Below are 11,660 nucleotides of genomic sequence, written 5' to 3'. Positions count from 1 at the left end.
GAGTGTTCGGCTCCGGGCTGGCCAAGGGCCTGGCTGTCACCCTCCGCACGATGACCCGGCGCTCCGTCACCGAGCACTACCCGGACGTGCAGCCCGAACTGCCGCCCCGCAGCCGGGGCGTCATCGGCCTGTTCGAGGAGAACTGCACGGTCTGCATGCTCTGCGCCCGCGAGTGCCCGGACTGGTGCATCTACATCGACTCCCACAAGGAGACGGTGCCTCCCGCCGCGCCCGGCGGACGTGAGCGCAGCCGCAACGTCCTGGACCGGTTCGCGATCGACTTCGCCCTGTGCATGTACTGCGGTATCTGCATCGAGGTGTGTCCTTTCGACGCGCTCTTCTGGTCGCCCGAGTTCGAGTACGCGGAGACCGATATCCGTGAGCTGACCCACGAGCGGGACAAGCTCCGCGAGTGGATGTGGACCGTGCCGGAACCGCCACCGTTGGACGAGGCCGCCGAGGAGGCCAAGGAGCTGGCCGCAGCCCGCAAGGCCGCCGACAAGGCAGCCCAGGCCGCCGCGACCGACATGCTCGCCGCCCACCGGGAGCAGCCGGCGCAGGAGACCGCCGAGGCCCCCGACCGGAAGCCGACGCAGCGCCCCGGCCAGGACGCGCAGGGCGGTGCCGAGTGAGCACCCTTCCCACGCAGTCCCTCGCCGCCGGTCACCCCGGCTTCCTCTCGCCCTCCGGGGTCGAGATCGTCTTCGTCCTCGTCGGGATCGTCACCCTCGGCGCCGCCCTGGTGACCGTGGCCACCAGGCAGCTCGTGCACGCCGCGCTGTGGCTGGTGGTCGCGCTCGGCGGGGTGGCCGTCGAATACCTCCTGCTGACCGCGGAGTTCATCGCCTGGGTGCAGGTGTTGATCTACGTGGGCTCCGTCGTCGTCCTCATCCTCTTCGGCCTCATGCTCACCAAGGCCCCCATCGGGCGCTCACCCGACGCCGATTCCGGCAACCGCTGGATTGCGCTCGCCGTCTCCCTCGCGGCGGCGGCGACCCTCGTCACCGTCGTCGTCGACGCCTTCCGTTCCACCTGGATCAATCTTCAGCAGCGCACCGGTCCTGGCGTGGGCTCCTCCGAGGTGACCGGCACGGCCCTCTTCCGGCACTGGGTGCTGCCCTTCGAGGCGCTGTCCGTCCTCCTCCTCGCCGCGCTCATCGGCGCCATCGTCCTCTCCAGGCGGAACGACGCCGGTGATGCCCGCACCGGGCAGGACAGCGCCGGTGACGCTCTCCCCGGACAGAACAAAGCCGGTGAGCGCTGATGCATCTCGCCTATCCCGCCGTCCTCGCCGTCCTCCTTTTCTGCGTCGGCCTCTACGGCGTCCTCGCGCGCAGGAACGCCATCCTCGTCCTGATGGCCGTCGAGCTGATGCTCAACGCCGTCAACCTCAACCTCGTCGCCTTCGACGTCTGGCTCCGCGACACCCTGCACGCGGGCCAGGCGCTCACCCTCTTCACCATCGCGATCGCCGCGGCCGAGATCGGCATCGGTCTGGCGATCGTCCTGCTCGTCTACCGCAACCGCGGCAGCTCCGACATCGACAGACTCAGGGACCTCCGCGAGAGCGGCGGCCCACCAGGGGGCGACTCCAGCGGCGGTTCACGCGATGAGAAGAGTGTGGCACCCGCCACTGACAACGACGCCGAGAGCGGCTCTGACCAGCAGGTTCAGGGTCCGGCCGCAGGGAGGCGGCACGCGTGAGCACCACGACCCTCGCAGCGCTCGTCCCCGTCCTGCCGGCGCTCGGCGCCCTCGCCGGGCTGCTCCTCGGCCGCCGCGCCCCGGGCTTCGTACGTCCGCTCGCGGTGCTGCCCACGCTTGCCGCCGCGGCCCTCGCTATCGCCGTCGCGGTCCGCCAGGGCGGCGGCACACCGGTGCGCGCCGCCACCGAGCTGGCGCCCACCGGCAACGAGGCGCTGCCGATCCAGCTCGCGCTCAACCTCGACGGGTTCGCGGTGCTCGTCGCCGTCCTCGTCGGCGTCGTCGCCACCTGCGTACAGCTCTACTCCACCGGCTATCTGCGGGACGACCCGCGCTACTCCTCGTACGCCGCACTGGTCTCGCTCTTCACGGCCGCGATGTTTCTCGTCGTCTACAGCGACGACCTGATCGTGCTGCTCGTCGGCTGGGAAATCATGGGCATCTGCTCGTACTTCCTGGTCGGTCACTACTGGGAGACCCCGGCCGCGCGTGCCGCCTCCCTCAAGGCGTTCCTCGTCACCAAGCTGGGTGATGTGCCGTTCCTCATCGGCATTCTGGCGCTGGCCTCCGAGACGGGCAGCTTCCGCATCAGCACCGTCGTCACCCGGCTCACCTCCAGCCTCTCCGGCTTCGAGCTGACGCACCCCACGCTGATCGCGCTGCTGCTGCTCGCCGGAGTCGCGGGCAAGTCGGCGCAATTGCCGCTGCACTCGTGGCTGCCGGACGCGATGGCGGGCCCTACGCCGGTCTCCGCCCTGATCCACGCGGCAACGATGGTCGCGGCGGGCATCTACTTCGTGGCCCGGCTGCTGCCCGTTTTCACCGCCTCCACGGCCGCACTCGTCGTACTTGCGGTGCTGGCGGCGCTCACCATGACCGGTTCGGCACTCGCCGCGCTCGCCCAGGACGACATCAAGCGCGTACTCGCCTACTCGACCATCAGTCAGCTCGCCTACATGGCGGCAGCGCTGGCTGTTGCCGACCGGGGTGCTGCTGTCTTCCACCTGCTCAGCCATGGCGCGTTCAAGGCGCTGCTCTTCCTCGCTGCCGGAGTTGTCATCCACACCGCCGGCACCAACTCGTTGACGGTGATGGCCCGTACGAGCAACATCGCCAAGCGTGCGCCCGACGCCTACTGGACGATGACCATCGCCCTGCTGGCGCTGGCCGCCGTCCCGCCGTTCTCCGGGTTCTTTTCCAAGGAAGCCGTGCTGGCAGCGGCCGAACATGCTGCCTTCGGCGACGCGCACGCCCCGTTCGAGGGGGCGCACGCCGCCCCCGCGAGCGCCGGATGGATCGTCCTCGCCGCGGGCCTGGTCACCGCGCTGCTGACCGCCGCCTACGCGGCCCGGCTGTGGCTGTTGGCTTTCCGCGGTGCCTCCGCAGTGGCACCGCTCGCCGTCAGGAGCGAGAAGGCCGCCGAACACGTACCCGAGCAGGTGCCGCAACAGGCCCCCGAGACAGAGCTCGCCCACCCCGGTCCGGTGCACCGACCCGCGCACGAACCGGCCGACCGCGACACACGCGCTCACCAGCCCGCGCCCGCTGTCATGACCGTCGTCCTGTGGGTACTCGCGCTGCCCTCCCTGGTGCTCGGACTCTCTTTTCTCGCACTGCCCGATTGGTTCGACGGTGCGTCCCTCAGCCCCACGCTGACCACCTCGGTGCTCGCCACCGGCGTGACCCTGGTGGGCGGCCTTCTCACCTACGCGACCTGGCGCCACAGCAGTGCGCTCGCCGCGCTCCACCCGGAACACGACGCCGACCCCGGGGTGCTGCTTCTCGGACCGCTGCACAGGCACGCAGCAGCCGGTTTCCACCTGGGCGCGCTCTACAGCGCCACTGTCGTACGTCCCGTCCAGGGCGCGGCCCGGCTGGTGCGCTTCTTGGACCGCGAGGTCGTCGACGCCTATGTGGCAGGCGCGGGGCGCGGTTCGCGACTGCTGGGCGCAGCTGTCCGGCGCGCCCAGACGGGCAACGTGCAGACCTACCTCGGCGCGCTGCTGACGGGCTCACTGGTGCTCGCGGTCATCGCCGTGGTGGCCATGACCGGAAACGGAGGGGCGTGACGTGATCCCGCTCGACGACACCGTCATGCAGGCGCTCCTCGTAGCCGTCGTCGTCCTGCCGCTGCTCGGTGCGCTTGCCGCACTGCTGCCCGCACCGCCCGGGCTGCGCGGCCGCGGCCCGGACCAGGCGGTGCTGCGGCACGGCGTGACCGTCACCGGCGGCGTACTCGCCCTGACCGTCGTGCTGGCTCTCGGATTCGACCACGACCGCCCCGGCACCATGCAGGCCGAGTCAAGCGTCAGCTGGATCCCCGCGCTGGGTGTGCGGCTGCACTTCGGGACCGACGGTGTCTCCTTGCCGCTGCTCGTCCTCACCGCACTGCTGACGTTCCTGTGCGCGCTCTACAGCTACGCCAGAATGCCGCAGGGACCGAGCCCCAAGGCGTTCGTCGCACTGCTGCTCCTGCTGGAGTGCGGCACGCTCGCCACGTTCGCGGTGCTCGACCTGATGCTGTTCTTCCTGGCGTTCGAGATGGTGCTCATCCCGATGTACTTCCTCATCGCCCGGTGGGGCGGTGAGGGCAGGGGACCGGCGGCGTGGAAGTTCGTCCTGTACACATTGCTCGGCTCCGTGGTGATGCTGCTCGGACTGCTGGTGCTCGGCCTGAACGCCGGCACGTTCGACATGGTGCGGCTCGCCCACGCCCACGGTGCGGGCCTCAGCCACACCACCCAGCTGATCGCCGCCCTGGCCATCGGTGTCGGACTGGCCGTCAAGGCACCCATGTGGCCGCTGCACAGCTGGCTCCCGGACGCCCACACGGCAGCTCCCACCGTGGGCTCCGTGCTGCTGGCAGGCGTGCTGCTGAAAATGGGCACCTATGGGTTCGTACGCATCCTGCTGCCCGGCGTTCCGGACGGTGCGCACACTTTCGCTCCGTACCTGGCGGCGTTCGCCGTCGTCGGGATCATCTACGGATCGCTCGTCTGTCTCGCCCTCGCGCGGAAGGGTGCCAAGGGTGACCTCAAGAGGCTGATCGCATACTCCTCCGTCGGCCATATGGGCTTCGTCCTGCTGGGCATCGCCACGCTCACCCACACAGGCGTCAACGGCGCCCTCTATGCGAACCTTGCGCACGGCCTCATCACCGGCCTGTTGTTCTTCCTCGTCGGCGCACTGAAGGACCGCACGGGCACCAGTGACCTCGACACCCTGGCCGGTACGACCGGAGGCGCGCTCTACGGCAGGGCGCCACGGCTGGGCGGGCTGCTCGCCTTCGGCGCCGTCGCCTCCCTGGGGCTGCCCGGACTGGCCGGGTTCTGGGGCGAGTTGCTGGCGCTGCTGGGCGCCTACCACCCCGCCGCCGGGCTCAGCAGGCCCGCCTTCATGGTGTTCCTGGCGCTCGGCGCTCTCGGCACCCTGCTGACCGCCGCGTACCTGCTGCTCGTCGTACGCCGCGTCTGCATGGGCGACCCGGCCGAGGACCGTCCGGAACGCCTCGCCGCGGTGCCGGACGTGCGCCCGTACGAGTTCGCTGCCTGGACGCCCCTGGTCGTCCTCACCGTCGTCGCCGGACTGTGGCCCGGGGCCCTCCTCGGACTGATGGACCCGGCCGTGCAGAGCCTCCTGCCAGGAGTGGCCCGATGACAGTGCTCACCGCCCCACAGAGCGCGTACCACCTCGCCCAGTCCGCTCACAGCGTCGACCTCGCCAAAGGCGCCGACCTCGTCCAGAGCATCGACTGGGCCGCCATTGCGCCGCCCACCATCGCCGCTGTCGCCGCGTTGGTCGTCCTGGTGGCCGACTTGTTCCTGGCCGAGCGACACAAGGGGCTGCTCGGCTGGCTGTCCGCCGCCGCGCTCGCGCTCGCCGGGCTGGCATTCGTACCGCTCGTCGGCGAGGACCGCGCCACCTTCTGCCTCACCTCAGGCACGCGCGCGTGCAGCTACATCGCCGACCCCTTCACCCTCACCGTTCAGCTCCTCGTACTGGGCGGCGCCTTTGTGACGGCGCTGCTGTCGATGACCGCTGTACGCCAGGAACGGCTGCCCGCTGGGGAGTTCTGGTTCCTGCTGCTCTCCTCGGCGTCCGGTGCCGCCCTGCTGCCTGCCTCGCGAGACCTGGCGACGCTTGTGGTCGCCCTGGAGGTCGCCTCCCTCCCGGCGTTCGCCCTGGTCGGTCTGCGGCGCGGAGAGCGGCTCTCGTCCGAGGCTGCGCTGAAGTTCTTCCTGTCGTCCGTCGCCGCCACAGCAGTGATGCTGCTGGGCGTCAGCTTCGTCTACGCCGCAACCGGCAGCATGCACCTGAGCACGGTCGCCCAGGCTCTGCCCGATGTCGACAGCAGGCTGAGCACCCTCGCCGCCACAGGCGTGGCGCTCACCCTTGTCGGCTTCGCCTTCAAGACGGCTGCCGCGCCGTTCCACTTCTGGGTTCCGGACACCTACGTGGGCGCACCGGTGCCGGTCGCCGCGTATCTGTCGGTCATCGGCAAGGCGGCGGGCTTCTCAGGGCTGATCCTGGTAACCGTGCGGGCCTTCCCTTCGTACGCGGACGCCTGGGGGCCCGCGCTCGCGGTGCTCGCCGCACTGACCATGAGTGTCGGCAACCTGGGTGCGCTGCGCCAGCGCCCCGACCGCGCGCACAGCGCCGTCCGTCTGCTCGCGTGGTCGTCGGTCGGACAGGCGGGCTATCTGCTCGTCCCGATCGCCGCCGCCGGGTACACGGAGGAGCCCGACCAGGCAGTCGGTGCGACGCTCGCCTACGCGCTGATGTACGCCGTGGTGAACCTCGGCGCCTTCGCCGTCGTCGCCACCCTCCAGCAGCCCGGATCGGACGGCCGTCTCGACGACTACCGGGGCCTGGTCCGGACGCATCCGCTGGCCGCTGCTGCACTGGCGTTCTTCCTGCTGTGCCTGGCAGGGCTGCCGCCCGGGATCGTCGGCCTGTTCGCGAAGGTCACCGTCTTCCAGGCGGCCGTGGACGCGGGGCTGGGCTGGCTCGCCGTCGTCATGGCCCTCAACGTCGTGATCGCGCTCGTCTACTACCTCACCTGGACGGCGCTGCTCTTCCGCCCCGCCACCGGCCAGGAGGCTGCCGCCCCGGCCCGTCCGCGGCTCTCCGCCCCCCTGACCGCGACAGTCGCACTGACCGGGGTGCTCGCCCTGGCCACATCCGGTGCGCCGCAGCTGGTCCTCCGATTCGTCGGCACTGCGTTGTTCTGACCGGAATATGACCGGAATGTGCCAGGGGAACTGAGGACGCCCACTCTCCGTTGACGAAAAGGGAGGGTCCACTGGACGGGGCTGCTGAGGGCGGAAGGTCTGCCTGGCTCAGGGCTCCGCAGCACCATCTGGAGGGCGAACCGTGCACCGCCGGCACAACGGGCTGAGGACAGCTCTGCTCCTGGGAGGGCTGTCCGCTCTCATCATCGTCATCGGGAGTTTCTTCGGCACCACGGGCCTGGTCCTCGCGCTGCTGATCGCGCTGGGCACCAACGCCTACGCGTACTGGAACAGCGACAAGCTCGCGCTGCGCGCCATGCGTGCCCGACCGGTCAGCGAGTTCGAGGCCCCGCAGTTGTACCGCATGGTCCGCGAGCTGTCCACGGCCGCACGGCAGCCCATGCCACGCCTCTACATCTCGCCCACCCAGGCCCCCAACGCCTTCGCGACCGGCCGCAACCCGCGCAACGCGGCCGTGTGCTGCACGGACGGCATCCTGCGCATCCTGGACGAGCGTGAGCTGCGCGGCGTCCTCGGCCACGAGCTGAGCCACGTCTACAACCGGGACATCCTGATCTCCTCCATCGCGGGCGCCCTCGCCTCCGTGGTGCTCTTCCTCGTCAACTTCGCCTGGCTGATCCCGATAGGGCGCTCCGACGACGACGAGGGGCCGGGCCTGGTCGGCATGCTGCTGATCATGCTGCTGGGCCCGCTCGCCGCCTCCCTCATCCAGCTCGCCGTCTCCCGCTCGCGCGAGTACGAGGCGGATGCTTCCGGGGCGCAGCTGACCGGCGACCCTCTCGCGCTCGCCTCGGCGCTGCGCAAGCTGGAGGCGGGTACGGCGCAGCTGCCGCTGCCGCCCGAGCCACGGCTGGAGACAGCGAGCCACATGATGATCGCCAACCCGTTCCGCAAGGGCGAGGGCGGAATGACGAAACTTTTCTCCACCCATCCGCCGATGGCCGAGCGTGTTGCCAGGCTGGAGAAGATGGCAGGCTGGCGAGAGTGAAGACCCTCCTCAACCTCATCTGGCTTATCTTCTCCGGCATTTGGATGGCCCTCGGCTACGTCCTCGCCGGGCTCATCTGCTGCGTGCTCATCATCACGATCCCCTGGGGCCTGGCGTGCTTCCGCATCGCCGCATACGCCCTGTGGCCGTTCGGCAGGACGGTGGTGCAGCGCCGGGACGCGGGTGCGGCATCCGGCGCCGGAAACATCGTCTGGCTCGTCTTCGCTGGAATCTGGCTCACGCTCGGCCACATCACCCTGGGTGCGGCGCTCTGCGTGACCATCATCGGCATCCCCTTCGGACTGGCCCACTTCAAGATGGTCCCGGTCTCGCTGATGCCGCTCGGCCGCGAGATCGTCTCCACCAGCGCCCCGGCGGCCTACCCGGGATACCGCTGGTGAGTGCTTACTCATGGACGCTGGTAAGCACTCACCCACAGCACGGGTGAGCACTCACCCACCAGCAGAGGTAAGCGCTCACCCACCCCTGGTGGTAAGAACTCACCTCCGCTCGGCCACGCTCCAGGACGGTGCGCTCCAGGACGGCGCGCTCCAGTGCGGAGCCGAGCGGGGCGGTGACGGTTCGCTCACCTCCCCCGCGGTGCGCGAACCTCAGCGGAAGTTCACGTACTGCAAGGCGAAGTCGAAGTCCTTGCCCTTCAGCAGGCCGATGACCTCTTGCAGACTGTCCCGACTCTTGGAGGTCACCCGCAGCTCGTCGCCCTGCACCTGGGCCTTGACGCCCTTGGGCCCCTCTTCCCGGATCACCTTCGCGACCTTCTTCGCGTTCTCCTGGGAGATGCCCTCCTGGAGCGACGCGGAGATGCGGTACTCCTTGCCGGACGCCTGCGGCTCCCCGGCGTCCAGCGCCTTCAGCGAGATGCCGCGCTTGATCAGCTTGGACTGGAAGATGTCGAGCACGGCCTTCACTCGCTCCTCCGAGTTCGCCCGCATCTCGATCCGCTCGCCCGACCACGCGATGGAAGCGTCCACACCCTTGAAGTCGTAGCGCTGGGAGATCTCCTTCGCGGCCTGGTTCAGCGCGTTGTCGACCTCCTGCCGCTCGACCTTCGAGACGATGTCGAAACTGGAGTCGGCCATGGTGAGTTGGCTCCTCGTACATAGATCCGGCAGAAAACGGCCCGAGGGCCGTGCGCAAAGCCTAGCCACCCGCGACGGCCGCCCGGCTCCGGCGGCGAGGGGCGTCGCGGCGGAGTATCTACGGAGGCGACCAGGAACCGTCCGGGGGCCGTCCGGTGGATCCGCACGGCGGGTCGTACGCGAATGATCAATCGGGTGGCGAACCACCCCCGGCCATCGGGTATGGTTTACACCGTTGCCACGGCGCAACGCCCCGGGCGGGGTGCCGAGCAGCAATCCCAGGCGGTGTGCCCGAGCGGCCAAAGGGAGCAGACTGTAAATCTGCCGGCTCAGCCTTCCTAGGTTCGAATCCTAGCGCCGCCACAGTAGAGAGCGGCCCCCTCGCAGCAGTGCGAGGGGGCCGCTTTTCGTCGTCGGCTCAGTTGTCGTCCGGCTCATCCGGAGGCGCTGTCGGTGCGCCTCCGGAAGGGGGCTGGCGGCCCCTACGGGAGGGTCAGTTGCCGGTCACTCCGGCTACCTCGTCGATCGCCTCGGGGATCGGCATCCGGCCGCCGACCAGCTCCAGCGTCAGTCCGGAGGTACGCGGCTCGTCCAGCAGGGCCACCAGGACCGCTGCCACGTCGTCCCTCGTCACCTCGGCGCGGCCGGTTTCGGGGGCCAGGTGGACGCGGCCGGTGCCCGGGTCGTCGGTCAGCCGGCCGGGGCGCAGCACCGTCCAGTCGAGGCCGTCCCGGGCCCGCAGGTTGTCGTCGGCGGCGCCTTTGGCGCGCAGGTAGTCCGCGAAGACCGGATCCATGCCCTCGGGCGTCCCCTGCAGGGAGGCGTCGGCGTGCATGGCGGAGACCATCAGATAGCGCCGTACGCCCGCCGCCTCCGCAGCGTCCGCGAACAGGACGGCTGCCTTGTGGTCCACCGTCTCCTTGCGTGCGCTGCCGCTGCCCGGCCCGGCGCCCGCCGCGAAGACGGCCGCGTCGGCGCCCTCCAGATGCCGTGCGACCTCCTCGACACTCGCCGTCTCCAGGTCGCACACGACGGGTTCGGCGCCCGCCGCCAAGAGGTCGCTTGCCTGCTCAGGGCGGCGCACGATACCCGCCGCCCTGTCCCCGCGCCCGGCGAGCAGCCGCTCCAGCCGCAGCGCGATCTGACCGTGTCCACCAGCGATAACTGTGCGCATGCCTCGACCGTACGCCCACCGCGACAGTCACCGGCGCACCCTGGCCCGCCGGAACGAGAGGCCACCACCACCGCACAGGCACCGCCCGCCCGCCGAGTCACCCCTGCGACTGGCGTGGCAGTCCCAACTCGCGTACTCCGACCAGGTCGCAGTACTCACGTACGGCACTGGTGCGCGCCACCACGCGCCCCCGGTGGACGACGATCCGGCTGTAGGCGAGCGAGAGCGCCCCCGCCAGCTCGTTTCCGCGGACCGCGAGCAGCTCGGCGGGAAAGCCGGCTTCGACGCGTACTTCGGGCAGTCCCATTGCGGCTCGTGCGCGCGTGCTGATCGCCTCATAGGCGCTGTACGGGCGGGCCTCACCGTGGGAGGCGAGCAAATAGGCGGCCTCCAGCGGGTCGCCCCGGCCGACCTGGTTGGCGGCGTCCCGCAGGGCTCCGCTGCCCGCGGCGACCGCGACCCCGGCCGCCGTGAGCACCCGTACGGGTGCCGTGCGGGAGGGCACGGTGGGGGTGGGGCGCTCCAGGACGCCGCAGTTGCCCTGGGGCAGACACACCACCGTCACTCCCGCGGCAGCCAGTTGGCCCGCCGCGCGCTGCGCGACTTGGTGCGGCAGCCGGGCGAGGCCGCCGCACGGGCCGATCGTGACGCCGGGGCGCAGCCCGCCCACCGCAGCGGCGAGCCGGGCGAGGCGCGCCGGGTCGCTGCCGTCGGTGTGCAGGTCGACCGGGCAACCGTGTTCGGCTGCGACCTCCAGCACGGCCTCCACGTAGCCGCCCGGATCAGGGTCCAGATCGGGGCAGCCGCCGACCGCCGCCGCGCCCATCTTCACCGCGTCCCGCAGTATCGACAGTCCCTCCGCGCCCGCGGCACCGGTCAGCAGCCGGGGCACGGCGACGGCGCTCAGGTCCACCAGACCGCGCAGCGCCCTGCGCGCCTGGAGCACCGCTGCCAGGGAGCGCAGCCCGGCGACGTCACCAATGTGCACATGGGTGCGCAGCGCGGTGGCGCCCTGACTGAGCTGCAGGAGCGCCGCTTCGGTCGTGCGCCGCTGTACGTCCTCCGCCGCGGGGTCCGCGGTGTCGCCGTGCCGGCTGTCGCCGTGCCGGCCGAGGTCGGGGCGGCCGGGGGGTTCGGCTGTCAGTGCGGTGTCGTAGTGCGCGTGGGGCTCGGCGGGGGCGGGGAGCAGCAGATAGCCCGACAGGTCGATACGCGTGGCGCTGTCCTGACCGGTCCCGAGACTGCCGGCCGTGCCGACGGCCTCGATGCGTTCGCCGACGAGCCGTACGTCCACGGTGCGGCCGTCCGCGAGCCGTGCGCCGCACAGCACGAGAGAGCGTGCCGGGCGGGCGGAATGCCGGGCGGCGGCGTCGCGGAAATCCCGCCCCGCCTTTCCCGGTTCCTGCGGCTCGCTGTCGGTCATCTGGCTCCCACGTCGCATC

General features: G+C 70.6%; 11 protein-coding genes and 1 tRNA gene. 9 read left to right on the top strand and 3 right to left on the bottom strand.

All coding sequences use genetic code 11. From position 1 onward, the window contains the following. The first annotated feature begins 50 nt into the window (after positions 1-50). From ACTWQF_RS05015 to ACTWQF_RS04980, 8 genes are all read left to right on the top strand, one after another. Positions 51-632, top strand: coding sequence for a 4Fe-4S binding protein (locus ACTWQF_RS05015; RefSeq protein WP_443244386.1), 582 nt, complete (start codon positions 51-53; stop codon positions 630-632). Next, positions 629-1,264 (top strand): NADH-quinone oxidoreductase subunit J family protein, encoded by a 636-nt coding sequence (locus tag ACTWQF_RS05010; protein WP_443277349.1) that lies wholly within the window; start codon positions 629-631, stop codon positions 1,262-1,264. The genes ACTWQF_RS05015 and ACTWQF_RS05010 overlap by 4 nt, the downstream gene beginning before the upstream one ends. Further along, complete coding sequence (gene nuoK, locus ACTWQF_RS05005; RefSeq protein WP_443244273.1) at positions 1,264-1,704, top strand: NADH-quinone oxidoreductase subunit NuoK; 441 nt, start codon at positions 1,264-1,266, stop codon at positions 1,702-1,704. Before ACTWQF_RS05010 ends, nuoK begins: the two co-directional genes overlap by 1 nt. Then, complete coding sequence (locus tag ACTWQF_RS05000; protein WP_443277347.1) at positions 1,701-3,773, top strand: NADH-quinone oxidoreductase subunit 5 family protein; 2,073 nt, start codon at positions 1,701-1,703, stop codon at positions 3,771-3,773. The genes nuoK and ACTWQF_RS05000 overlap by 4 nt, the downstream gene beginning before the upstream one ends. Before the next feature lie 25 nt (positions 3,774-3,798). After that, positions 3,799-5,361: a complex I subunit 4 family protein gene (locus tag ACTWQF_RS04995; protein ID WP_443277574.1), complete on the top strand. Its 1,563-nt coding sequence runs from the start codon at positions 3,799-3,801 to the stop codon at positions 5,359-5,361. Further along, positions 5,358-6,935, top strand: coding sequence for an NADH-quinone oxidoreductase subunit N (locus ACTWQF_RS04990; RefSeq protein WP_443277346.1), 1,578 nt, complete (start codon positions 5,358-5,360; stop codon positions 6,933-6,935). Before ACTWQF_RS04995 ends, ACTWQF_RS04990 begins: the two co-directional genes overlap by 4 nt. 142 nt (positions 6,936-7,077) lie before the next feature. Further along, positions 7,078-7,944, top strand: a complete 867-nt coding sequence (htpX, locus tag ACTWQF_RS04985; protein ID WP_443277344.1) for a zinc metalloprotease HtpX — start codon at positions 7,078-7,080, stop codon at positions 7,942-7,944. Then, complete coding sequence (locus tag ACTWQF_RS04980; protein ID WP_443277342.1) at positions 7,941-8,345, top strand: YccF domain-containing protein; 405 nt, start codon at positions 7,941-7,943, stop codon at positions 8,343-8,345. Before htpX ends, ACTWQF_RS04980 begins: the two co-directional genes overlap by 4 nt. A gap of 210 nt (positions 8,346-8,555) precedes the next feature. Here the strand turns inward: ACTWQF_RS04980 and ACTWQF_RS04975 are convergent, their stop codons facing one another. After that, on the bottom strand, positions 8,556-9,044 hold the full coding sequence (locus tag ACTWQF_RS04975) for a YajQ family cyclic di-GMP-binding protein (RefSeq protein WP_443277340.1): 489 nt from the start codon (positions 9,042-9,044) through the stop codon (positions 8,556-8,558). Positions 9,045-9,325: 281 nt separating this feature from the next. Here ACTWQF_RS04975 and ACTWQF_RS04970 point away from each other — a divergent pair. Further along, positions 9,326-9,407, top strand: a tRNA-Tyr gene (locus tag ACTWQF_RS04970). Positions 9,408-9,537: 130 nt separating this feature from the next. On the opposite strand, the gene ACTWQF_RS04965 is transcribed toward ACTWQF_RS04970, so the two are convergent. Both ACTWQF_RS04965 and ACTWQF_RS04960 read right to left on the bottom strand, forming a co-directional pair. After that, positions 9,538-10,218: an SDR family oxidoreductase gene (locus ACTWQF_RS04965; protein WP_443277339.1), complete on the bottom strand. Its 681-nt coding sequence runs from the start codon at positions 10,216-10,218 to the stop codon at positions 9,538-9,540. Between the two features lie 97 nt (positions 10,219-10,315). Next, a complete protein-coding gene (locus ACTWQF_RS04960; protein ID WP_443277572.1) occupies positions 10,316-11,641 on the bottom strand; it encodes an amidohydrolase family protein in 1,326 nt (441 codons plus the stop codon). Positions 11,642-11,660: the final 19 nt, after the last annotated feature.

Origin of the sequence: Streptomyces sp. 8N114 (assembly GCF_052245835.1) — a bacterium.
Taxonomy (GTDB): Bacteria; Actinomycetota; Actinomycetes; order Streptomycetales; family Streptomycetaceae; genus Streptomyces.
This window is presented reverse-complemented; position numbering and strand designations above follow the sequence as displayed.

Coding starts and splice junctions, on each gene's coding strand:
- ACTWQF_RS05015 (WP_443244386.1), top strand. CDS start 51: ATGACCCGGCGCTCCGTCACCGAGCACTACCCGGACGTGCAGCCCGAA.
- ACTWQF_RS04965 (WP_443277339.1), bottom strand. CDS start 10,218: ATGCGCACAGTTATCGCTGGTGGACACGGTCAGATCGCGCTGCGGCTG.
- ACTWQF_RS04975 (WP_443277340.1), bottom strand. CDS start 9,044: ATGGCCGACTCCAGTTTCGACATCGTCTCGAAGGTCGAGCGGCAGGAG.
- ACTWQF_RS04995 (WP_443277574.1), top strand. CDS start 3,799: ATGCAGGCGCTCCTCGTAGCCGTCGTCGTCCTGCCGCTGCTCGGTGCG.
- nuoK (WP_443244273.1), top strand. CDS start 1,264: ATGCATCTCGCCTATCCCGCCGTCCTCGCCGTCCTCCTTTTCTGCGTC.
- ACTWQF_RS04960 (WP_443277572.1), bottom strand. CDS start 11,641: ATGACCGACAGCGAGCCGCAGGAACCGGGAAAGGCGGGGCGGGATTTC.
- ACTWQF_RS04990 (WP_443277346.1), top strand. CDS start 5,358: ATGACAGTGCTCACCGCCCCACAGAGCGCGTACCACCTCGCCCAGTCC.